The sequence below is a fragment of the Stappia sp. genome (assembly GCF_048261845.1).
Taxonomy (GTDB): domain Bacteria; phylum Pseudomonadota; class Alphaproteobacteria; order Rhizobiales; family Stappiaceae; genus Stappia.
The window spans coordinates 63,587-85,771 of record NZ_JBLXFR010000010.1; the positions used below are offsets into that span (position 1 = coordinate 63,587).

Annotated in this window: 18 protein-coding genes; 9 read left to right on the plus strand and 9 right to left on the minus strand. The window is 65.8% G+C overall.

Features of this window, described 5'->3' with window-relative positions:
- Positions 1-434 precede the first annotated feature (434 nt).
- The 3 genes from ACN0T5_RS06635 to ACN0T5_RS06645 form a co-directional block, all read right to left on the minus strand.
- Positions 435-815 (minus strand): hypothetical protein, encoded by a 381-nt coding sequence (locus ACN0T5_RS06635; protein ID WP_417767830.1) that lies wholly within the window; start codon positions 813-815, stop codon positions 435-437.
- Between the two features lie 184 nt (positions 816-999).
- Positions 1,000-2,766 (minus strand): arginine--tRNA ligase, encoded by a 1,767-nt coding sequence (gene argS, locus ACN0T5_RS06640; RefSeq protein WP_417767831.1) that lies wholly within the window; start codon positions 2,764-2,766, stop codon positions 1,000-1,002.
- Between the two features lie 110 nt (positions 2,767-2,876).
- A complete protein-coding gene (locus ACN0T5_RS06645) occupies positions 2,877-4,094 on the minus strand; it encodes a deoxyguanosinetriphosphate triphosphohydrolase (RefSeq protein WP_417767832.1) in 1,218 nt (405 codons plus the stop codon).
- A gap of 268 nt (positions 4,095-4,362) precedes the next feature.
- Here ACN0T5_RS06645 and erpA point away from each other — a divergent pair, with 268 nt between their 5' ends.
- Together erpA and xth are read left to right on the plus strand one after the other, a co-directional pair.
- On the plus strand, positions 4,363-4,716 hold the full coding sequence (erpA, locus tag ACN0T5_RS06650) for an iron-sulfur cluster insertion protein ErpA (protein WP_417767833.1): 354 nt from the start codon (positions 4,363-4,365) through the stop codon (positions 4,714-4,716).
- A gap of 33 nt (positions 4,717-4,749) precedes the next feature.
- A complete protein-coding gene (xth, locus tag ACN0T5_RS06655; RefSeq protein ID WP_417767834.1) occupies positions 4,750-5,532 on the plus strand; it encodes an exodeoxyribonuclease III in 783 nt (260 codons plus the stop codon).
- A gap of 47 nt (positions 5,533-5,579) precedes the next feature.
- Here xth and ACN0T5_RS06660 read toward each other — a convergent pair whose 3' ends face one another.
- Positions 5,580-5,954 (minus strand): hypothetical protein, encoded by a 375-nt coding sequence (locus ACN0T5_RS06660; protein ID WP_417767835.1) that lies wholly within the window; start codon positions 5,952-5,954, stop codon positions 5,580-5,582.
- Between the two features lie 195 nt (positions 5,955-6,149).
- Here ACN0T5_RS06660 and ACN0T5_RS06665 point away from each other — a divergent pair, with 195 nt between their 5' ends.
- Positions 6,150-7,190 carry a D-alanyl-D-alanine carboxypeptidase family protein gene (locus ACN0T5_RS06665; RefSeq protein WP_417767836.1) on the plus strand — a complete coding sequence of 347 codons (1,041 nt, stop codon included), beginning with the start codon at positions 6,150-6,152 and terminating at the stop codon, positions 7,188-7,190.
- A 36-nt stretch (positions 7,191-7,226) separates the two neighbouring features.
- On the opposite strand, the gene ACN0T5_RS06670 is transcribed toward ACN0T5_RS06665, so the two are convergent.
- Both ACN0T5_RS06670 and ACN0T5_RS06675 read right to left on the minus strand, forming a co-directional pair.
- The gene (locus ACN0T5_RS06670) at positions 7,227-7,685 is read right to left on the minus strand and encodes a hypothetical protein (RefSeq protein ID WP_417767837.1); all 459 of its coding nucleotides are present in this window, start codon (positions 7,683-7,685) and stop codon (positions 7,227-7,229) included.
- A gap of 540 nt (positions 7,686-8,225) precedes the next feature.
- A complete protein-coding gene (locus tag ACN0T5_RS06675; RefSeq protein ID WP_417767838.1) occupies positions 8,226-11,963 on the minus strand; it encodes a vitamin B12-dependent ribonucleotide reductase in 3,738 nt (1,245 codons plus the stop codon).
- A gap of 891 nt (positions 11,964-12,854) precedes the next feature.
- Here ACN0T5_RS06675 and ACN0T5_RS06680 point away from each other — a divergent pair.
- The 3 genes from ACN0T5_RS06680 (at position 12,855) to ACN0T5_RS06690 (ending at position 14,345) form a co-directional block, all read left to right on the plus strand.
- The gene (locus ACN0T5_RS06680; RefSeq protein ID WP_417767861.1) at positions 12,855-13,547 is read left to right on the plus strand and encodes a response regulator; all 693 of its coding nucleotides are present in this window, start codon (positions 12,855-12,857) and stop codon (positions 13,545-13,547) included.
- Between the two features lie 109 nt (positions 13,548-13,656).
- The gene (locus tag ACN0T5_RS06685; protein WP_417767839.1) at positions 13,657-14,040 is read left to right on the plus strand and encodes an NADH:ubiquinone oxidoreductase subunit NDUFA12; all 384 of its coding nucleotides are present in this window, start codon (positions 13,657-13,659) and stop codon (positions 14,038-14,040) included.
- 98 nt (positions 14,041-14,138) lie between these two features.
- A complete protein-coding gene (locus ACN0T5_RS06690) occupies positions 14,139-14,345 on the plus strand; it encodes an integrase core domain-containing protein (RefSeq protein ID WP_417767840.1) in 207 nt (68 codons plus the stop codon).
- Between the two features lie 197 nt (positions 14,346-14,542).
- Here ACN0T5_RS06690 and ACN0T5_RS06695 read toward each other — a convergent pair whose 3' ends face one another.
- The 3 genes from ACN0T5_RS06695 to ACN0T5_RS06705 form a co-directional block, all read right to left on the minus strand.
- Positions 14,543-15,232 (minus strand): hypothetical protein, encoded by a 690-nt coding sequence (locus ACN0T5_RS06695; protein WP_417767841.1) that lies wholly within the window; start codon positions 15,230-15,232, stop codon positions 14,543-14,545.
- Positions 15,233-15,243: 11 nt separating this feature from the next.
- Positions 15,244-15,813: a hypothetical protein gene (locus tag ACN0T5_RS06700; RefSeq protein ID WP_417767842.1), complete on the minus strand. Its 570-nt coding sequence runs from the start codon at positions 15,811-15,813 to the stop codon at positions 15,244-15,246.
- A 175-nt stretch (positions 15,814-15,988) separates the two neighbouring features.
- Positions 15,989-17,602, minus strand: a complete 1,614-nt coding sequence (locus ACN0T5_RS06705) for an EAL domain-containing protein (protein ID WP_417767843.1) — start codon at positions 17,600-17,602, stop codon at positions 15,989-15,991.
- A 143-nt stretch (positions 17,603-17,745) separates the two neighbouring features.
- On the opposite strand from ACN0T5_RS06705, the gene ACN0T5_RS06710 reads away from it, so the two are divergent.
- From ACN0T5_RS06710 to ACN0T5_RS06720, 3 genes are all read left to right on the plus strand, one after another.
- Complete coding sequence (locus tag ACN0T5_RS06710; RefSeq protein ID WP_417767844.1) at positions 17,746-18,654, plus strand: sugar kinase; 909 nt, start codon at positions 17,746-17,748, stop codon at positions 18,652-18,654.
- 143 nt (positions 18,655-18,797) lie between these two features.
- A complete protein-coding gene (locus tag ACN0T5_RS06715) occupies positions 18,798-20,006 on the plus strand; it encodes a hypothetical protein (protein ID WP_417767845.1) in 1,209 nt (402 codons plus the stop codon).
- A gap of 89 nt (positions 20,007-20,095) precedes the next feature.
- On the plus strand, positions 20,096-22,147 hold the full coding sequence (locus tag ACN0T5_RS06720) for a hypothetical protein (RefSeq protein WP_417767846.1): 2,052 nt from the start codon (positions 20,096-20,098) through the stop codon (positions 22,145-22,147).
- Positions 22,148-22,185 lie beyond the last annotated feature (38 nt).

Below are 22,185 nucleotides of genomic sequence, written 5' to 3' on the forward strand. Positions count from 1 at the left end.
ATCGTCCTCCAGCAGCAGGCGGTCGTCGAGCCGCTGTCCTCGGGGGTCTCGAACGCCGGTTCGAATGCGGGGCCTGGCTATGCCCTGCATCCGGGACAGCCGCGAATCGGCCGAATAGGTCAGCCTGGGTTGGATTAGGCACCTGGCCTGAGGCGGCCGGCCAGCCCATGCGCCAGCAGCTCGCTCGAGCGATGTCAGGTCATCGGCCAGGCGTTCATGGCGCCTGCATGAAATCGGTCCGAAATCCTGGCGGGTGCGAACGCCGACTGCACCGAACCGGCCCGCATAGGATCGCGGGTTCCGGGCTGAAATCGGCCGCGTAGCGCGGGTCGGCACCACGGAATCGGCATAGGATCGGCGGTGTTCTTCGGTGCCGCAGGGGTCAGCTTCCGCATATCGACCGGCTCGGCCGCGACGGACCTCGGCGAAGGCCTTCAGCGGCAAGCCTTCGCCCGGATAGGCTCGGCATCATAGGCCGCCTGCTGTCCGGGCTCATCCGTCCGCCCTGGTCCTCGCGACTGGCAACCGGCATAGGGCCATGGCCTGCGGGGCTGCCGTTGCGGCGCGTAGGCCTCTTCCGCATAGGCCTGAGGCGCAGGCGTCCTCGGCATAGGGTCCTCGAAATAGCCCTCTTCGGAATAGGCTCGCCGGTTCCTCCGATAGCCGGCCCGGCGCATAGCCGCCGAAATCGCCGAAAGGCCGGCCTCCAGGTCGCGCGCCCAGGCCTCGTGATCGATCAGGCCCGGCGCGGCATCGCCGGCGGCTTCGGGTTCCGGCTCCGGGATCCACCAGCGCGACAGGGCGGTATTTCGCATTCTGCTGACATGCGTGCGAGCTCGACAAGCGGATCCTCGTCGAACCCGGCAGGCCCGTCATCGGCGCGATAGCGGTCGTCGCGCGGGTCGGGACCTCCGGCCGGGTAATTCGAACGATTGGACATGGTGCTGAGGACTTCCCCGCTGGCTGCGGCGCGCGTACGCGCCGACATGACACCCCGCCCTACCGCATCTCCTCGGGAGCCGCCACGCCAAGAATGCCAAGGCCGGAGGCTAGAACAAGGGAGACCGCACGTACGAGACCAAGGCGGGCCAGTGTTGTTTGTCGATCTTCAGCGTTAATAAAACGTAATTGCGGCGAATCCTTGCCTTTATTCCATTGAGAATGCAGGGCGCTGGCCAGTTCGTGCAGGTAGAAAGACACCCGGTGAGGCTCATGTGCTTCCGCCGCGCTTTCCACAAGCCGCGGCCATGCGGCGAGCTTGGCCGCGATGTCACGCTCGCCCGAATCGGTGAGACCGGAAAAATCGATGCCCGACAAAGCTTTGGCGGAAAGGTCGAGATCCGGGAACTCCTCTCCCGCCTGACGCAATACCGAGCTGCAACGTGCATGGCCATATTGCACGTAGAAGACGGGATTGTCCTTCGACTGCTCCGTCACCTTCTTGAAATCGAAGTCGAGCGGCGCGTCGTTCTTCCGGTAGAGCATCATGAAGCGAACCGGATCGCAGCCGACTTCCTCGACCACATCACGCAGCGTGATGAAGTCTCCCGAGCGCTTCGACATGGTCACCTGCTCGCCGGCGCGGAACAGCTTCACCAACTGGCACAGGCGCACGATCACCTTGGCATCGCCGCCTGAAATCGCCCGTCCGACCGCCTCCAGCCGCTTCACGTAGCCGCCGTGATCGGCGCCCAGGATGAAAATCATCTCCTTGAAGCCGCGCTGGTACTTTGACAGGAAATAGGCGACATCGGCCGCGAAATACGTATAGGAACCGTCCGACTTCTTCAAAGGGCGGTCGATGTCGTCGCCGAAGGCGCTGGCCCGGAACAGCGTCTGTTCGCGATCTTCCCAGTCCTCCGGAAGCTGCCCTTTGGGCGGCGGCAACGTGCCCTCGTAGACGAGATCGCGCTCGCGCAGGATGTCCAGCATCTGGTCGATGGGCGAACCGTTGCTTCCCTCGCGCGCATGCAGGGTCCGCTCCGAGAAGAACTCCTCGTGATGGACATTGAGCAGCATCAGGTCGGCGCGGATCAGGTCCATCATCGCGGCGATCGTGGCGTCCTTGACCAGCGGCAGCCGCTCGCTCTCGCCCATGGCCAGCAGCGCATCGCCATGCTCCTCGGCAAGCGCCTGGCCGACCGGCACAAGATAGTCGCCCGGATAGAGCCCTTCCGGGATCGCGCCGATATCCTCGCCCAGCGCCTCGCGGTAACGCAGGAAAGCCGAATTGGCGAGCACGTCGACCTGCGAGCCCGCGTCGTTGATGTAATATTCGCGGGTGACGTCATAGCCGGCGAAATCAAGCAGCGACGCGAGCGCATCGCCGACAACGGCACCCCGGCAGTGGCCGACATGCATCGGCCCGGTCGGGTTGGCCGAAACGTATTCGACATTGACCTTCAACCCGCCGCCCATGGTCGAACGCCCGAAGTCGGTGCCGCCCTGCAGCACCGCCTTCAGCACCCTGGCCCAGACGCTGTCGGCAAGCCGCAGGTTGATGAAGCCCGGCCCGGCGACTTCGGCGCTGACGATATCCTCGTTGCGCGCCAGCACCGAACCCAGGCTCTCGGCAAGCGCACGCGGGTTCGTCTTCAGCGGCTTGGCCAGAACCATCGCCGCATTGGTTGCCAGATCGCCATGGGCGCTGTCGCGCGGCGGCTCCACCACGCATCGCTGCAACAGGTCCGCTCCGACCTCGCCTCCCGGATGGAGTTCGAGGATCGCGGCCCGCACAAGCTCGGCATAGTGGTTGAAGATGTTCATCTCGATCTTTGCATCCGTGGAGAGGATCGCGTCCCGTGGTCCGCAATCCGGTCTGGTCTGGTTCGGCCACGTCCGGGCCGGTGGAAAGACAATGTGTTCCGCGCGGCGGACTAGCCCAAATCGGGGGTATGGTCAAACAGCCGACGGTGCTCGTCCATGGCGAAACGATCGGTCATTCCCGCAATGAAATCGCAGACGCGCCGCGCCCGCCGGGTGTCGTCGTCCTGCTCGAGGCCGCGCCGCCATTCCTCGGGCAACTCGACCGGCTCGGCCATATAGGCCTTGAACAGGTCGCGCACCACCCCGGCCACCTGCCGGCGCACGGCAAGCATCGTCTCGTGCCGGTAGAGATTGGCGAAGAGGAAGGCCTTCACCTCGCGTTCGCGTGCCGCCATCTCGTCGGAGAAGGCGACAACGGGCGCTCCGGCCGCGCGGATGTCTTCCGCGTCTCCGGGAGACAGCGCCGCAAGCCGGCGCAGGGATTCGCCGATCACGTCCTCGACCATCCGCGTGATTGAGCGTCGCACGATTTCGTGAATGCGCCGGGCCTCTTCCAGCTGCGGATAGCGCGTGTCGACCTCGTCCAGGATACGGGCGAGGAACGGCACCTCGCGCACCTGTTCGATGCTCAGCAGTCCGGCCCGCAGCCCGTCGTCGAGATCATGCGCGTCATAGGCGATGTCGTCGGCGATGGCGGCGGCCTGCGCTTCGGCACTCGGCCAGCTGTCGAGGCGCAGGTCCTGCTTTAGCGCATACTGGCGGATGGCAAAGGGTAGTCCGGCCTCCGCGAACTTGCCGAGCGGCTTTCCGGCCGGATCGACAAGCGGCCCGTTGTGCTTGACCAGCCCCTCCAGCGTCTCCCAGCTGAGGTTCAACCCGTCGAACTCCGCATAGCGGCGCTCCAGCACGGTAACGACACGCAGCGACTGGGCGTTGTGGTCGAAACCGCCGAAGGGCGCCATCGCGGCGTCCATGACATCCTCCCCCTCATGCCCGAACGGCGTGTGGCCGAGATCGTGGGCAAGCGCCAGGCACTCGGCGAGGTCCTCGTCGAGCCGCATGGCCCGGGCGAGCGAGCGGGCGATCTGCGACACCTCGATCGTGTGGGTCAGGCGCGTGCGGAAATGATCGCCCTCGTGATAGACAAACACCTGTGTCTTGTGCTTGAGCCGCCGGAAGGCCGTCGAGTGGATGATTCGGTCGCGGTCGCGCTGGAACGGCGTGCGGGTCGGGCTTTCCGCCTCCGGCACCAGCCGCCCGGCGCTCCTGTCCGGGTCGGTGGCGTAGGTGGCACGCGGCTGGGCTCCATAGCCAAGCGGTGCGGTCATAAGGCCTCCTGATCGTCTGCCGGACAGTGCGTGCGCGAGGATCGGGCACACATTCGGGCAGCGAAACTGTTGACGCATGCCCGCGCTGTTCATACCTATTCACTAACGCCTTGCACAGGGTGGCCTTGCGGGACGCGCGCGATTTTCCGCCTTCCGCAAGCCTTCCCGGCCGGATCTCCCGGCACGGCAAGCATCGGAGCCTCCCGCTGCCCGGGGAGACACAGCCCCGCCGGCACCGGCAGCGCCCGCAAAACGGAAGAGCATGACCATGGCGGATCACATCACGGACGCGACGCCCGAGACGGTCGACCTCAGCGACACGGCGGTGAAGCGCATTGCCCGCATCCTCTCGGCGGAACCGGAGGGGACCAGCCTGCGCGTCAGCGTCGAGGGCGGCGGCTGTTCGGGCTTCCAGTACAAGTACGACCTGGTGCGGGAGAAGGAGAGCGACGATCTCGTCATCGCCCGCGACGGCGCGAGCGTGCTCATCGACCCCGTCTCCCTGCAATACATGAGCGGCTCGGTCATCGATTTCGTCGACGACCTGATGGGCCAGTCGTTCCAGATCCGGAACCCGCTCGCCGCCGCCGGTTGCGGCTGCGGCACCAGCTTCTCGATCTGACCCCCGCCTTATCGATCCGAAGGACCGACGCCGTTGAAAATCGCCACCTGGAACATCAACGGCGTCAAGGCACGCCTCGAGACGGTGCTTGCCTGGCTCGACGAGGCAAAGCCCGACCTTGCCTGCCTGCAGGAGATCAAGTCCGTCGACGAGGGCTTTCCCCGCGCCGCCATCGAGGACATGGGCTATCAGGTGGAGACGCACGGGCAGAAGGGCTTCAACGGCGTCGCCCTGCTCAGCCGCACCCCCCTGACGGATATCCGGCGCGGCCTGCCGGGCGATGACAGCGACGAGCAGGCCCGCTACATCGAGGCCCGCATCGAAACCAGCGCCCGCCCCGTGCGGGTGGGCTGCCTCTACCTGCCGAACGGCAATCCGCTCGGCACCGAGAAATTTCCCTACAAGCTCGGCTGGATGGACCGCCTGATCCGCCATGCCCGCATGCATCTCGAGGAGGAGGAGCGTTTCATCCTCCTCGGCGACTACAACGTCATCCCCGACCCGCGCGATGCCCGCCATCCGGAGAACTGGACGGGCGATGCCCTGTTCCAGCCGGAAAGCCGCGGCGCCTACCGGGCCCTGCTCGCGCTCGGCCTGACCGACGCGGTGCGCGCCACCAACCAAGAAGACGGCGTCTACACGTTCTGGGACTATCAGGCCGGCGCCTGGCAGAAGAACAACGGCATCCGCATCGACCACGTCCTGCTCTCGCCCGAGGCGACCGACAGTCTGGAAAGCGTCGGCATCGACGCACATGTGCGCGGCTGGGAAAAGCCGTCCGACCATGTTCCCGTGTGGGTGGATATCGCTGCCTGAGACGCCTCGCCAGAACCGCAGGCCTGAACCGTTTCCGGGAAAACCGCTCAATGCGCGGCGGGGAGCCCGGCGAACGCCGTCAGGTTGGGAGCAGGCGGCGCGAGCGCCGTCGGACAGGCGCGCTCCAGCGTCTTCCAGGCGGTGTTGTTGAGGTTCATGGAGCAGCGCGCCATCCTGGGGCCGTCGGGCCCGCGCAGGCAGACCGTGTCGCCGAGCTTGTAGTCGGTCCCGAAGAAGCGGCAGGTGCAGTTCGTGTTCCCGTCCGCCTGCCGGATCTCGCCGGCGCTGGCGATGCCGGCCGCCCCCTGAAGGCCCGGCACGGCGGAAAAGGCAACCAGCAACGCGAGCACGGCAGCGAGCCTTGCGGCGCCCCTCGTGCCGTTGCGTGCGGTCGTATGCGGCAGGGTCGTCAACCGTTCCATCTGCAGCCAGCCCGTCTTGCCATTGTCACATCATACCAGAAAAACGCTGCGTAAACGAGCCGGCGCGCCGCCGCCGCCTACTGCGGTGAACAATCGGCGGGCGTTGCCCTCTCCCGGCTTTTTCCCCCCGCCGCGATCCGATATGGTGCGCGCCGACAGGGTTGCCGATCTTCCCGGCAAGCGGAGACATCCAAGGTGACTGGCAAGGTGACTGGCAAGGCGGTTGGCAAGGTGACTGGCAACGCAACTGGCAACGCAACCGGCGGGGGCGCATCGCTGCGATCTGCGCCGCAAGCAGGCAGAACGCCGGCGCGTTTCCGGCTGCGGGTCGCGGCCGTCCTGTCCCTGGCCCTTGCGCTGGCCGCCTGCCAGACAGCCGGCAATTCGGCCGGCACGTCGACGGGCAGCCGGGTTGGCGGTGCCGCCGTGCAGACCGCCGCCCTGCCCGCACTGCCTGGCACCGCCGCGACGAGTGCCGGTCCGGCGCTCGCCTTCGCGCCTCCCGGGCAGGCGGAGCCTCGCGCCCATGCGGCGATCGTCATCGACGCGGCAAGCGGCAGCGTGCTGCATGAGGAACAGGCGGATGCCCTGCGCTATCCCGCCTCGCTGACCAAGATGATGACGCTCTACCTGCTGTTCGACGCTCTCTCCGAAGGCCGTGTCTCCCTCGATACCGAGCTCGCGGTCTCGGCCCGCGCCGCCGGTCAGCCGCCGGCAAAGATCGGTCTCAGGCAGGGCGGAACGATCACCGTTTCGCAGGCAATCCAGGCACTCGCGGTGAAATCGGCGAATGACGTCGCCGTCGCTGTGGCCGAAAACCTCGGCGGCTCGGAAGACGCATTCGCGCGCTCCATGACCTCCAAGGCCCGTGCGCTGGGCATGCGGCGCACCCATTTCGTCAACGCCTCCGGCCTCCCCGATCCGCGTCAGGTGACCACGGCGCGCGACATGGCGATCCTTTCGCGGGCCCTGAAAAGCCGGCACGCGGACCGTGCCCGCGCCTTCACCGCCCGCAGTTTCGCCTATAACGGCCGCACGTTCGAGGCGACCAACAACCTGCTCGGGCGTGTCGCCGGCGTCGACGGCATCAAGACCGGCTATATCCGCCTGTCGGGCTACAATCTCGCCGCCTCCGCAAGGCGCGGCGGCCGGCAGGTGATCGCGGTGGTCTTCGGCGGGGAAAGCGAAGGCGCGCGCGACCGCGAGGTCACCGCCCTGATCGAACAGTATCTGTAACCACCACCCGCTGCACGGAAGCCGGACAAGGCGCGTTCAAGCCAGGCTTTCGCCTTGACGAACGACATCTGCCCGGAACGCTTTCCGGGGGACTGGCCGGAGCGCGCCGCGATCACGAAGCGGTATCGCCCTGGAGAGGTACTCCATCCCGGCTGCGCGCGACGAACTGTCGTCTCCAGGGACGGTTTCCGGCTTCTTCAGCAGGGGATCGCCCCCTTCCGGGACGACGGTCACGATCACGCCGCTCGCGTCATCCACCAGCAGGTAAAAGCGCTGCCCGTCCCGGCGCGCAACGATCTCGATACGCCCGTCCTTGTTCGCATAGCGCAGGGTGACGTAACCGGCCTCCGCCAGGCTCATGATGATCTCGTTGAGATCCTTGCCGAGTTTCGCACCCGGAACGGGCTCCGTCGCCATGGCGGAGCCAACCGGGCCGCCGGCCGCCATGAGCGGCAGGGCGATCGCAAGAACCAGGGCATAACGACCGGTTATCATCTCGTCATCTCCTGTTCGCCCCACATGTCCTGACGTGTCCGCGGCCAGAATCCGCAGGCAGAACCAGCGGGCTCGCCGTCGTCTGACTGACTCGTCTGCTCAAGCCGGGCGGGTTCCAACTCTACCACAGCTCCCACCCTCGCCATATCGGCAGAACCACGGAAAGCTTTGGAAAGACTGCAAGCGTGCAGGAGTTCAGTCGAGGAACACATGTTCCGTGACAAACTACGCAGTGCATTTTGCTTCGGATCACATCTTTTGCGCGACGACACCGCCGCGAGCGGCGGGCCCATCCCCATCTCCATGCAATCCACGTTGCACGGAGCTCAGGTTTTCGCCCGCACTGACATACCGATTTCCGGGTCAGTGGGCTGGCTCCCCCGCCCTCGTCCGGAATGACCTGATGGAACGCCGGGCGGGCCGATCCCGCGCCTGACCTGAAACGCAAAACCCGCCCGGCATTGCTGCCGGACGGGTCTGTGTCTCGTATACCGAGCAGCAGGAAGGTCGACCTTCAGGCCGGGCCTCCCCGCTGTCCCGTCAGCTGCAGCCGCTTGTCGAGCCGCAGGTGTCGCATTTCAGGCATGTGCCGTTCCGCACCATGGTGAAGTTGCCGCATTCCATGCAGCTCTCGCCCTCGTAGCCCTGCATCCGGGCCTTGGCGATCTGCTGGGCCTGGCTTGCCTTGGCGGGCGCCGCCGTACCGACCGCAACTTCCGTCTCCGGCGCCGCATCCACATCCCGCTTGAAGGCGGTCGCGACCGCTGTCGTGCGGCCATGGATGCTGCCGGAGGCAACCGCCGAGGCCTTGCCGCCCTTGACCGCGCCGCTCTCTCCGCCACCAAGCGCGCCGGCCGGCTCGCCCGGATGTCCGACGAGGCGGAAGCGCTCGGTCTGGCCGCGCACCAGCCCCTTGGACACGACGCCGCTATGCGCGGTGCCGGCCGGACGGCCTTCGTTCTCGCCGCCGCTGATCGACGTGGTCGACAGGGATTCCGGCGAGACATGCGCCAGGTCGTGCCGGTCCAGATAGGAAACCGCCAGCTCGCGGAAGATGTAGTCGAGGATCGAGGTCGCGTTCTTGATCGCCTCGTTGCCCTGCACCATGCCGGCCGGCTCGAACCGGGTGAAGGTGAAGGCGTCGACATATTCCTCGAGCGGCACGCCGTACTGGAGGCCGAGCGAGATGGCGATGGCGAAATTGTTCATCAAGGAGCGGAAGGCGGCGCCTTCCTTGTGCATGTCGATGAAGATCTCGCCGAGGCGGCCGTCGCCATACTCACCCGTGGTGAGATAGACCTTGTGGCCGCCGACACGCGCCTTCTGGGTGTAGCCCTTGCGCCGGTCCGGCATCTTCTCGCGCTCGCGCACGGTGCGTTCCACCACCCGCTCGACGATGCGCTCGACGATCTTTTCCGCCACCATCTCGGCCCGTGCCGCCTGCGGCTGCGCCATCAGCGTCTCGACCGCATCCTCCTCGTCCTCGTCGCTGTCGGCGAGAAGCTGGGAGTTGAGCGGCTGGCTGAGCTTCGAGCCGTCGCGGTAGAGCGCGTTGGCCTTCAGCGCCAGGCGCCAGGACAACATGTAGGCTTCGGCGCAATCGGAAACCGTCGCGTCGTTCGGCATGTTGATCGTCTTGGAGATCGCGCCGGAGATGAACGGCTGGGCGGCCGCCATCATGCGGATGTGGCTCTCCACCGACAGGAACCGCTTGCCCAGACGGCCGCACGGATTGGCGCAATCGAAGACCGCGTAATGCTCCTGCTTGAGGAACGGCGCGCCTTCCAGCGTCATCGCACCGCAGACATGGGTGTTGGCCTGCTCGATATCGGCGCGCGAGAAGCCAAGATGCGCGAGCAGCTCGAAATCCGGATCGTCGAGCTTCTCGGCCGGCACGTTGAGCGCACTGGTCAGGAATTCGTCGCCGAGCGTCCAGCGGTTGAAGACGAACTTGATGTCGAAGGCCGACTTCAGCGCGCCCGCCACCTTTTCCAGCGCGGCGTCCGTGAACCCCTTCGCCCGCAGGCTGCCGGGATTGACGGCCGGAGCCTGGTCGAGCGTGCCGTGACCGACCGCGTAGGCCTCCATCTCGGCGATCTCGCTCTCGGAATAGCCGAGCGTGCGCAGGGCCTCGGGCACCGCCCGGTTGATGATCTTGAAATAGCCGCCGCCGGCCAGCTTCTTGAACTTCACCAGCGCGAAGTCAGGCTCGATGCCGGTCGTGTCGCAATCCATGACGAGGCCGATCGTGCCGGTCGGCGCGATCACCGTCGACTGGGCGTTGCGATAGCCGTGCTTCTCGCCAAGCTCCAGCGCCAGGTCCCAGGCGGCCTTTGCCCGCTCGACAAGCACCTTGTCCGAGCACGAGGCGTGGTCGAGCGGCACCGGATTGGTGCTCAGCCCCTCGTAGCCTTCCGTCTCGCCATGGGCGGCGCGGCGGTGGTTGCGGATGACGCGCAGCATGTGCCCGGCATTGTCCGCATAGCCCGGGAACGGGCCGAGCTCGCCGGCCATCTCCGCCGAGGTCGCATAGGAAACGCCGGTCATGATCGCGGTGAGCGCGCCGCAGATCGCCCGCCCCTCGTCGCTGTCATAGGGAATGCCGGAGGTCATCAGCAACCCGCCGATATTGGCATAGCCAAGGCCGAGCGTGCGGTAGCGGTAGGACAGCTCCGCGATTTCCTTCGAGGGGAACTGCGCCATCAGCACCGAGATCTCGAGCACCATGGTCCACAGCCGCACGCCGTGCTCGTAGGCCTCGACATCGAACACGCCGTCCTTGCCGCGGAACTGCAGAAGGTTCAGCGACGCCAGGTTGCAGGCCGTGTCATCGAGGAACATGTACTCGGAGCACGGGTTGGAGGCACGGATCTCGCCCGAGGCCGGGCAGGTGTGCCAGTCGTTGATCGTCGTATGGTACTGGATGCCCGGATCGGCCGAGGCCCAGGCCGCATAGCCGATCTGCTCCCACAATTCGCGGGCCTTCAGCGTCTTGGTGACGCGGCCGTCCTTGCGGGCGGTCAGGTTCCAGTCGCCATCCTCGACCACGGAGGTCAGGAAACCGTCGGTGACGCGCACCGAATTGTTCGAGTTCTGGCCCGAAACCGTCAGATAGGCTTCCGAATCCCAGTCCGTGTTGTAGGTCGGGAACTCGATCTTCGTGAAACCCTGGCGGGCGAACTGGATGACGCGCTGGATGTAGTTCTCCGGCACCATCATCTTCTTGGCGGCGCGGATCTCGCGCTTCAACGCCGGGTTCTTCGCCGGATCGAAGCAATCCCCGTTGTCGGCCTCGCAATTGACGCAGGCCTTCATGATCGCGGTCAGGTGCTTCTGGCAGATCTTCGAGCCGGTGACGAGCGCGGCCACCTTCTGCTCCTCGCGGACCTTCCAGGTGATGTAGTCCTCGATATCGGGATGATCGACATCGACCACCACCATCTTGGCGGCGCGGCGCGTCGTGCCGCCCGACTTGATGGCCCCGGCCGCCCGGTCGCCGATCTTGAGGAAGCTCATCAGGCCCGACGACTTGCCGCCGCCCGACAGCCTCTCGCCCTCGCCGCGCACGCGGGAGAAGTTGGAGCCTGTCCCCGATCCGTACTTGAACAGGCGCGCCTCGCGCACCCAAAGGTCCATGATGCCGTTCTCGTTGACGAGATCGTCCTGGACCGACTGGATGAAGCAGGCATGCGGCTGCGGATGCTCATAGGCCGTGGCCGAGCGGGTCAGCTCACCTGTCTGAAAATCAACGTAAAAATGCCCCTGGCTCGGGCCGTCGATGCCATAGGCCCAGTGCAGGCCGGTGTTGAACCACTGCGGCGAGTTCGGCGCCACCTTCTGGGTGGCGAGCATGTAGCGCAGCTCGTCGTAGAAGGTCTGCGCGTCGGCCTCGGTGTCGAAATATCCGCCCTTCCAGCCCCAGTAGGTCCAGGTGCCGGCGAGCCGGTCGAAAACCTGCCGGGCATCGATCTCGGAGCCGTAGCGCTCCTCCTCGGGCAGTTCCTCGAGCGCCGCAAGATCGGCCTCCTGCCGCCACAGCCAGGAGGGAACGGTGTTCTCCTCGACCGGCTTCAGGCGAGCGGGAACACCGGCCTTGCGGAAATACTTCTGCGCCAGGATGTCCGCAGCGACCTGCGAGAACTGCGCAGGAACGTCAATGTTTTCAAGCCGGAAGACGATCGAGCCGTCCGGATTCCGAATTTCGCTTGTGGCCACGCGAAACGCGATCTCGGCATAGGGCGACTGGCCGCCCTTCGTGTAGCGCCGCTCGATCTTCATCCAAAAGCCCCCTTAACGTGCATCGGCCCCGCGGGCCGTGGGTGTTCATGTGCGGCCAAGGCCGCCGGTGGAGCGGAACGCGGCGAAACGCCTGCGCCCGGTGCGAGGCGGCCACGCCGCCGGGCCGCGCATCGACCGATGCACAAGCCCTTGTCCCCGCCGCCCTGTGATGTCGCCGCGCTTCAACGCGCGGTCCTGTGTGAAGGATGAACACTAGATATAGTGGATCATCGCTTTTTTGTCACGACATATCGTCAACGCAAGGCGCAATTTTCCCGCATCGCGAACCGCCGCGGTCGCCATGCCGAAACCCGGAAAGCTCCGGAACCCTACGCTTGCAGTTGATGAGGACGCGGGGTCGAAGCCCCAACCTGTCTGCGATTTATCCGACACCCGAACGTTAGGGTGAATCGCCGGTAAGCGTCAAGCACCCAAATCCATCTATTGTGGTCACGTTTCCTCGCGACCCAAAATGTAGTGTGTACGTGTGGATAACGAGGATGACGGACGCTTTGCCGGCTTGGCGGCGAAATACGCCTTGCCAGGGGCTCTGTCCCCTGCCCCGGCCGTCTCTGGGCGCCCCCTGGCCCGCGCCCCTTGCCCGGCCTCTTGCGGGGATTGGCGGCTTCGGACCTCAAAACCGGCGACCGGCGGGACACACCGGGGATAGTGCAAACCTGTCCCCGTTTGCCCCGAAAACGGGCAAAACACGGCCCGAAACGGCGCTGGCGAAAACAGAATCACGCTGATTTTGTCAATATACCAGCGATATCGATTCAATTTTAGCAAAACTGTCTGAGAATCGTCCTGTTCCCCTCAATCGCGGGGAAATCCGGCTGTGCTCTAAATGTCTCCCAGGGGATCTCCAACCGGGATGGCAACGTGGCTCGGATGACGCGGCATTACGCATACGGACTGCACATCAGCGATCTCGATGTCGTCGTCGTCGACGATTCCAAGCCGATGCAGGCGATCCTGCGCTCGACGCTGCTGTCGTTCCGCGTCCGCCGGGTCAGGACCTTCGACACCGCCGAGGCCGCGCTCGAGGCGATGCGGCTCGACCCGCCCAATTTCGTCATCACCGACTGGCGGATGAAGCCGATGAGCGGCGTTGCCCTGCTGCGCACCCTCCGCCAGCGCAAGATGGCGCCCCTGTGCTTCCTGCCGGTGATGTTCTGCACCGCCCACGGCACCCGCACATTGATCGACCGGATGCTGCGCGACGGCGCCCAGCACGTGCTGACCAAGCCGCTGTCGCCCTCCGCCCTCTACGACCGGCTGGCTTGGACGCTGCGCGATGCCCGCCCGCTGGTGATGGGCGAGGACGGGCGCTATGTCATCGACGGCGTCGCCGACACTCTCGATGCCAAGGCCCGCAAGTGGCAGCAGATCGGCAACGGCCGCAACGTGGTCACCGTCAAGCCCGCCGTGACCCGCCGCGACGTGCCGCATGGCACGCCGGCACGGCTTGAACCGGCGCATCCGCCGCTGCACGAGGTGGCCGCCGCCGAAAAGGCCGGCGTCAAGGGCGGACGGGCGGGATTTGCCACCGTGCGCGCCAAGCGCGACAAGACCGCCGCCTGAGAAGACGGGCCGGCCCCGCCGGGAACGTACCGGGGACGCCCCGCCGCATTGCGCAACGGGCAAGCTTGCGCTATGCGAGGGCAACGGTATCAAACAAGACGGCGAGCCGATGAAAACCCTGCTGCAATTCTTCACCTGGTGGAACAGCGCCACCTGGGGCACGCGCTTCTTCACATGGCGCAAGGGCGAGTTCGTCGGCAAGGACGAGTTCGGCAATTCCTACTACCGCGAGCGCGGCGGGAAGAAGCGCTGGGTGATCTATGACGGCCTCGCGGAAGCATCAACGATCCCGCCGGGCTGGCACGGCTGGATGCACCACCGCACGGATGTCGCCCCGAGCGAGACCGACTACGCCCCCCGCGCCTGGGAAGCCCCGCACATCCCCAACCGCACCGGCACGCATCAGGCCTACCGCCCCAAGGGCTCGATCCTGACCGGCGAAAAGCGACCGCAGGTGACCGGCGACTACCAGCCCTGGACACCGGGCGAGTAGGAACGGGCCTCAGGCGCCGCGCGACGACGCTGCCCCCGCGCGATAGCGAGCCATCAAGAGATACAAAACACCCCGCCGGGAGCCACCGCCGGGGTGTTTTGGTTTTTGGGGAAAAGGAAGAGTGTCCGAACGAGTACCTGTTTCCAAACCTGCGCCACGCCCGCCAGTGGATGGAGACATGGCGGGACGACTACAACCGTCACCGCCCTCGTTCGAGCCTCAACGGGCAAAGCCCCGCGAGCATCACCCCGGGCCGAAAGCGGCCAAATCCTGAACAGAGCCAACCTATAGACGAGGACTGTTAGGGGAGCAGGTCACTCACCCTCGTCAGCCGACGCCTTACCAGCCCAAACTCCCGTAACGAAGTCGACCAAGCAGTCTCACACCGCGTCGTCCTCGCAGTCGAGATTGATGCTCCCGGCGCCTGGCATGGAACGCGGCACCGCAGCACGCAGTACGATGATCTCTCCATCGACCGTGCCAGCCTGCGCCCGTCCTGATGTCAGCTTCCACCGCCGCCAGCGGCCATGGCGGAGAGGCGGGTGCGAACGATCTCGGTCCGACCGTCGGGGCCCCTGATATTGCCTTCGAGGAAACTGTCGAAATCGTCATGAGCCTGCAGAGTGCGAAGCTTGGCGGCGATGAAGTCCCGAATGTCTTCGTCCGCTGCGCATACCTCGGCGGCCAGCTCCTCCCGTCCATCGACGACGATCAGGATGTCCTCCAGATCATGACTGCCAAGAGGGTCATTGCGGCCACGGCCGAGATAGGCCTCCAGCTTGGTGGCGACAAAAAGCGCGGGGGTGAGAAGCCTGATATCGCGTCCACTCGGCAGAGAACGTGTCACCGCCGTCTCGATCCCACGCGCATACCAGCGGTTTGTGAAACCGAGAATTTCCTTGTCGTCCGGCATGAAATCGACCTTTAGCGCGCCGAGGCGCATGCGGCAGATCACGTCGTCATCCGGAGATTCGGAAAAGCCCCTCTGCCGCAACTGGTCCTGCAACCGTGCCCATTCTCCGTATCCGGCCAGATCGACGATCAGATCGACATCATCCGTCGCCCGCACGTCTTCCAGGGTGACCGGGTCGGTCACGAAGAGCGCGGTGGTGCATCCGCCGACAAAGACCAGTCTCTGCCGAAGGTCCTCGCCGAGAGCCTCGGCGACCGTCTCCAGCATATGCAGAAGCACGCCCCGGACGCTCATCGCTTCAGGAGTCTTTCCCTGATGAGGTCCGCGGCGAGATTGGCCTCGCGCTGCCGCCCGAGCCTGATCGCGTCGACGAGCGCGAGATATTCGTACAGCCGCTCGTCCTGCCCGGCCGCTTCCGGCACGGACCTGAACAGAGGCTCGACCGACAGGCCCCGCGTCCTGCCCTTCGCATCGGGCCAGACATGAATGTCGTCGCCGGCGCTTAAGAGGCGGCCCTGAAGCATGGGGGCGGCAAAGGCTGTGGGCATTCCGCGCAAGGGTGCACCGGGTCTTGCCGGATACACGAATTTCAAGCCGTGAATGATGAAATCGCAGAGGCTGCGCCTGCTGGGCTTTGCCCGGCCGCGCTCCGGGTCCCTCACCGCAAGGCCGGACGCAAGGCTGCGATTGAGCGAGGCACTCACCTCTGTCTTGCTGATGCCAAGCGATGCCCCCAGACCGCGAACGGAATAGGGTTCTTCGCGTCCCGGCACATCATCGGAGCTCCCGGACACGCCAGGGCCTTCCAGTTCCTGCAGGCTCGCGAGCTTCAACAGTATGACGATGTCCTGGCTTTTCATTCGGCTTCGGCTTTCTGTCCTTCGTCCGCGGACCGAGGACAGTTAACAGCGAAACATGCATCCCGGTCAATTACGGACCGCACGAGGGACGCTTCGCAAACGAAATGCCCTGGCGCAGGGAAACAGGAACGCACGGGAAGCCGCTGCCCACCCGTTCAACGAGGCAACAGCCCCCTCACGCCACGTTGGCGATGGTCTCGGCAGTCTCGTCCTCGTCACCGGCTTTCCTGCCGCCTGAGAGCGCCGTGGCAAGGTCGATGAAGAGTTTCGCCGGCAGCGGGGGGGCGAAGATGTAGCCCTGCGCGGCGGAGACGCCAAGCTCGCGCAGGCGCTCGATCTGCTCCATCGTCTCGACGCCCTCGGCGATGATGCCCATGCCCAGGTTGTCGGCCAGCTCCACCATCGTGTCGACGATGGTGGTGGAATTGTCGTCGGTGCCGAGGCTGTCGATGAACATCTTGTCGATCTTGATGATGTCGATGCCGAGCTTCTGCAGATAGGCGAAGCCGCCATGGCCGGTGCCCACGTCGTCGAGCGCGACGCGCACGCCGACGGCCTGCATCTCGGCGATGATCTTGCGCGCCGTGTCCATGTCCGACAGCGGCTGGCGCTCGGTCACTTCCATGACGATCTGCTGGAAGGCGATCTTCGATTCGCCATAGATCTCGATGATGTCCTCGACGATCTTGCGGTCCTCGAAATGGCCGGCGAAGAGGTTGACCGAGAGCTTGAATTCCGGGTTCTGGAAATAGAGATCGCCGACCTCGTCGCGCGTCTTGCGCATGATCTGGCGGGTCATCTCGAAGATGTGGCCGGAGGTCTCGGCGAAGGTCATGAAGGCGCCGGGCGAAATCACCGACCCGTCGGGCCGGGCCCACCGCATCAACACCTCGCAGCCGCGCAGGCGGCCGGTCTCGATGTCCATCACCGGCTGGTAATAGGGCACGAACTCGCCCCGGCGGATCGACTGGACGAACTCGTCCTCCGCCTCGCTCTCGGGACGCCAGGAGAACCACACGCTGATGGCGATGAAGAGAATGGCGAACCCGACGGCGGCGATGGCCGAGACCACCTTGAGATCGCGCACCAGGTTGTCGGCGGCCGAGGCCGGCGCGGTGACGGTGGCCAGCATCGGATATTTCGCCGAGGCCATCTGGACGACGAGCTCGCGCTCGCCGGAGCGCGAATCGAGACGACCGTATTCGCCCGAGCGCAGCCAGACGACGCCGTCGCCGAGGCGCAGCTCGACATGGCGATGGGCGCGCAGGTATTCCGGGCCCGGATCGATGGAGATCGCCACCGGCGAGATTTCCGCAAGCAGCCGGCTGCCGTTGCCGATCCGCCAGCTGACCAGCGCGACGCGCACCCCTTCATAGGCCCGGTCGCGCATGCCGATGCCGACCAGCGGCGAATCGGACTGCAGGACGGGAAGAACCGGATCGCCGTTGCCCGTCTCGTCCGGCACGTTGCACATCAGCACGCCGCCGGAATCGACGACGCCGATCATCTGCACGAAAGGCGCCGCGATCAGGCCGGCATGGAAGGCGGCGCGGTCGGCGGCAGAACAGGTGACGAAGCCGCCCTGATGCAGGCCCTGGAGAACCGAAACGGCATCGCCAATGGCCTTCTCGGCGCGCAGCACATAGCGCTCCGCCGCCGCCTTCATCTCGGTCTCGGCCTGTGTTACGGCATAGTTGTCGAGGATGTAATTGGCCGCGATGAGGGGTGCGATCGCCAGTCCGAGGGCAATCACGAGAGTTTTCAGGAAACGGGTATAGCGATGCGGCACGCGATCATCCGGGATTGAACAACCGTTTCACTATGCGCCGCTTTGGTAAATGACCCCTGAAGACAGGCCGGACGCAGCAAAATAATTCCGGGCGCACGGCCACTTAGCCGCGCCGGTTGATCCAACGCCACAGGAGCCCCCGCATGCAGGCATTGTTCATCGGTCAGGCCTATATCGACATCACCTTCCTGACCGACGCGCTGCCGACCGGCGACGAAAAGACGATCGCGCGCGACTATGCGGTCAGCTTCGGCGGCAACGCGGTGACGGCGGGTTTTGCCTGCGCCAAACTGGGCATCGCCCCCGACCTGCTGTGCTCCCAGGCCGACGACTGGCTGGCGCGCATGTTCCTCGACATGGCGGCCAAGTACGGCATCTCGGTGCATGGCCGCAAGGTGCGCGAATCCTCCCTCTCCTTCATCATGCCCAGGGACGGCAAGCGTGCCATCGTGCGCTGCCGTGACAACGATTTCCTGCACCCCTTCCCGGTCCTGAACCTCGCCGGCTGCCGAGCGCTGCACCTCGACGGGCACATGCCGGACGCCGCGCTTCACTATGCGCGCGCGGCGCGCGAGGCCGGCATCCTGACCTCGCTCGACGGCGGCGCGGTGCGCGAGAACACCGACGAGTTGCTGCGCTTCATCGACATCGCCATCGTCTCCGCCCGGTTCTGCGAGCAGCTGGGCGCGAGCGTGGAAGAAACGCTGGACCTTTTGCGCGCAAGGGGCTGCCGGGTGGGCGGCGTGACGCTCGGCGACGAGGGGCTCGTCTGGTACGAAAACGGCGGCCCGACGGCGCGCCTGCCCGCCCTCGACGTGCCGCGCGAGCGGATCCTCGACACCAATGGCGCCGGCGATGTCTTCCACGGCGCCTATATCCACTCTTTCCTCGCCAACCCCGAACAGGATTGGGAGGCGCATTTCCGCTTCGCCCGCGCGGCCTCGGCGCACGCGATCCAGCATCTGGGCAACGAGGCCAGCCTGCCGAGCCTTGAAATGGTCGCAAACGCGATGGCCGAATGGCCGGAAAAGCTTTTCGCATCCGCATCCTAGCCCGGCATACCCCCCCCCTTTCGCTGCCTCGCTTCCCGCTCGACGGTCTTCCCGCATGGCTTGTCCTTGGGACATATTTGACGCATCGTAGCGCTCCGCAGGCAGGGAGCGGATAACAGCAAACGAAATTCGGAGACGTCTGCATGACCTATCTTCCCCTACGCAGCCGCGCCCGCGCGCTCGCTCTGGCCTGCCCCTTCCTTCTCGCCGCGGCCCTTCCCGGCCACCAGGCGCTCGCCTTCGATGCCTCCGGCAACGAGGTCGCCGACACGTTCATGGAGATCCTGGAGGCCGGCAACGCGACGATCTCCGGCTATGACGGGGTCTCGGGCAGCGGCGGCGACGTCGTCATCACGGGCCTGCGCGCCAATGTCGACGACAATGGCAAGACGTCCGATCTCACCATCGCGGAGACGACCATCGAGGGCGGCAGCGTCGATGCCGACGGCAAGCTGTCCGCCGACACCATGACGATGACCGATGTCGCCATCGACGACACGGACGGCAAGGACAAGGTGAACGCGCGCGTTGCCCGCGTCGCCATCGTCAAGCCGGTGCTTCCCTCGGCCGCCAGCGTCAGGGCGAAGGCCTCGGCCGACGCGATCGCACCTGGATATTCGAGCGCCGAGCTGACCGGCATCGTCGTGGAGACCGAGGACCAGGGCACGATCCCCATCGCACGGGCCAGCGCCGTGATCGACAGGATGGAGGGCGACCTGCCCACCGCCGGATCACTGTCGCTGGAAGGCGTCGAGGTCAGCGCAGACCAACTCGACGAGGAGGAGCGCAAGACCCTCACCGACCTTGGCTACGACACGGTCATGCTGAGCCTGCAGATGGAGATCGACTGGGATCCGGCAAGCGGCACGCTCAACATCGAGAAGCTGACGCTCTCCGGCGAGAACGCCGCCACGCTCAACGCCACGCTGCGCATCAACGGCCTGACGCGCGAGGTGGTCCAGCAGCTCGACGCGGCCCAGGACAACCCGGAAAAGGCGATGGGCCTCATGCAGGGTCTTCTGGTGGAAAGCCTGACGCTGCGCATCGACAACGGCTCGCTCGTCGACCGGCTCCTGGACAACCAGGCCAAGGAAGCCGGCGCCACGCGCGAGGAATTCGTCCAGCAGCTCACCGGCGCCCTGCCGTTCATGCTGTCGATGATCAACAATCCCGGCTTCCAGAAGAAGGTCGCCTCCGCAGCAACTGCCTTCCTCAACGATCCCAGGTCGCTCAGCGCGACGGCGATGCCGGCCGCACCCGTGCCCTTCGCCCAGGTGCTCGGCACCGCGATGATGGCGCCGCAAACGCTGCCCGACATTCTCGGCGTGACCATCACCGCCAACGAGAACTGAGCATCGGCGGGAGGGCTATTGCCCTCCCGTTTCCGCATCCGGCGGACAGACGCATTGCGAACAGCCATTTCAAGCGACGGACACGGATCATGCCGAAGACATTCCTGCGCGCGCCTGCTGCTGGCGCATTCCTGCTCGCCGCGACCGCCCTCGGTGCGCCGGCCAGTGCCAATCCGGCCATCGAGGCGAGCGAAGCCTTCTTCGCCTGGGCAAAGGCCAACGGCGCGACCATTGCCGAATACGAGAGCCTGACCGAGACGGCGCCGTCCGACGCGATCCTGCGCGGGGCGAAGCTCGGCTGGGACTTCGCCTTTTCCTTCGGCGAGACAGACATCGACATCGACATCCGCATCGACAGCCCGGAAACGCGGCTGATCGGTGCCCGCATGGAAGCGGACGGCGTCCATCTCGACCGCTACGAGCAGCCGGGCGGACACGAGTTCACCTTCAGCGGCGGCGTCACCGAGAAAGGCCGGCGGACGCCTTTCGAGATCACCGCCACGCAGTACGATCTCGTCGCGGAGAACTATTACCAGCCCTACCTGCAGGTTGAGGAGGACGCGGCACGGCCCGTTTCACGCTTCGTGCCGGCCATCGTCGCCTCGCTCCGCGGACGCATGGACCGCGTATCCGTGCGTCTCATGGAGGCCAGGTCGAAACTCCCGGACGGCGGCAGTGGCACCGAACGCTACGAGAACTTCACCATCACCGGCATTGCCAACGGCCGGATGGAAGAGCAGCGCATAGAAAAGACGGTGTCCGAAACGGCATTCCAGCCCGAACCCGGTTCGAACGGCACGGCCTTGACGATGCGCCAGGAAACCGGGCTTCAGGTCGTCACCGGCACCGACATCAAGCCGTTGCTGCGTCTGCTCGGCATGCTCCCGAAGGACCGGCTGACCGGAGACGCGATGATCGAATCCGCCAGCATCGACGGCATGACGATCGATGCCGGCCCGCTCGGTTCGGGCGCCATCGGGAGCGCGACCGCCAATGGCCTGCACGTCCTTTCCGACACACCCGCCTTCGACGTCGCCGCCCTCGGTGACAAGGCGGTGCTCGGCACCCTGCCCCAGGACGAGACGGGCCTGGCCGCAATCGGCCGCGAGGCCCTCAATGCGCTGGAAGCCCTGTCCCTGGACAGCTTCAGGCTCGACGCATTGGCTCTCTCCTCGGAAGCGGCCAACGGGGCTGTCGGCACGATCGCGGTGAAGGATGCCTCCTATCGCGGCCTCGGCGAGTTCTCCATCGCCGATGTCTCGTTGACAACCGCGGAGAACAGCGGCGTCTTCGACCTTGCCGGTTTCACCATGCAGGACCTGCGCCTGGCGCGGCTTGCCTCCTATCTCGATTTCGGGCTGGCCGCTGCCAGGAACGAGCCCTCGCTTGCCGAGATCCTGTCGATCGTGCCGACGCTCGGCCTGATCGAGATCGAGGGACTCAAGGTCGCCTCGGACGACCTTCCGGCGCCGGCCTCGCTGGATCGCTACCGGCTGGCGATGAGCGATTTCATCCAGCCGTTCCCGACCGCGATCGAAGGCCTCACCGAGAACGCCGTCTTCCCGGTCTCGCTGATCGAGGAGGAGGAGGCGCGCTCCCTGTTCGAGGCAATGGGGCTCGACGTGGTGCGCTATTCGGACCGCATGCGGCTGCGCTGGGACCCGGACACGCAGGTGCTGAGCGCCGACCCGGTGTCCTTCAACATCGAGGGCGGCGGATCGATCGACATGGTGATGGAGATCGGCGGCATCCCGCGCATCGTCTTCGAAAGCCCGGAGCAGGCGCAGATGGCAATCGCCACGGCGACCGTCAACCGGGCGCGGATCACGGTGCGCGATGCCAAGCTCGTCTCCGCCTTCATCGCCCAGCAGGCGGCGGGCTCCGGCCTGTCGCCGGAAACGCTGGCCCTTGCTCTTGCCGACCAGGCCGCCAATGAAATGGGCCCGGTGAAGGACACCCCGTTCGGCCAGAGCCTGCATGGCGCTCTGAAGGCCTTCCTGGTCTCGCCCGACGAACTGGTGCTGAACGTCGAGCCTGCCAATCCGGTGCCGGCGATGCAGATCATGGGGGTGCTGGCCACCACGCCGAACACGCTGCCGCAACTGCTCAACGCGACGGTGAGCGCCAATCCGGGTCGCTGAAGACGGGCTGGAGGGCTGCACGCTGCCCTCCTCCAGCG

Coding starts and splice junctions, on each gene's coding strand:
- erpA (WP_417767833.1), top strand. CDS start 4,363: ATGGCGGATCACATCACGGACGCGACGCCCGAGACGGTCGACCTCAGC.
- ACN0T5_RS06680 (WP_417767861.1), top strand. CDS start 12,855: ATGACGCGGCATTACGCATACGGACTGCACATCAGCGATCTCGATGTC.
- ACN0T5_RS06720 (WP_417767846.1), top strand. CDS start 20,096: ATGCCGAAGACATTCCTGCGCGCGCCTGCTGCTGGCGCATTCCTGCTC.
- ACN0T5_RS06700 (WP_417767842.1), bottom strand. CDS start 15,813: ATGAAAAGCCAGGACATCGTCATACTGTTGAAGCTCGCGAGCCTGCAG.
- ACN0T5_RS06660 (WP_417767835.1), bottom strand. CDS start 5,954: ATGGAACGGTTGACGACCCTGCCGCATACGACCGCACGCAACGGCACG.
- ACN0T5_RS06675 (WP_417767838.1), bottom strand. CDS start 11,963: ATGAAGATCGAGCGGCGCTACACGAAGGGCGGCCAGTCGCCCTATGCC.
- ACN0T5_RS06685 (WP_417767839.1), top strand. CDS start 13,657: ATGAAAACCCTGCTGCAATTCTTCACCTGGTGGAACAGCGCCACCTGG.
- ACN0T5_RS06645 (WP_417767832.1), bottom strand. CDS start 4,094: ATGACCGCACCGCTTGGCTATGGAGCCCAGCCGCGTGCCACCTACGCC.
- ACN0T5_RS06710 (WP_417767844.1), top strand. CDS start 17,746: ATGCAGGCATTGTTCATCGGTCAGGCCTATATCGACATCACCTTCCTG.
- ACN0T5_RS06635 (WP_417767830.1), bottom strand. CDS start 815: ATGCGAAATACCGCCCTGTCGCGCTGGTGGATCCCGGAGCCGGAACCC.
- ACN0T5_RS06670 (WP_417767837.1), bottom strand. CDS start 7,685: ATGATAACCGGTCGTTATGCCCTGGTTCTTGCGATCGCCCTGCCGCTC.
- argS (WP_417767831.1), bottom strand. CDS start 2,766: ATGAACATCTTCAACCACTATGCCGAGCTTGTGCGGGCCGCGATCCTC.
- ACN0T5_RS06715 (WP_417767845.1), top strand. CDS start 18,798: ATGACCTATCTTCCCCTACGCAGCCGCGCCCGCGCGCTCGCTCTGGCC.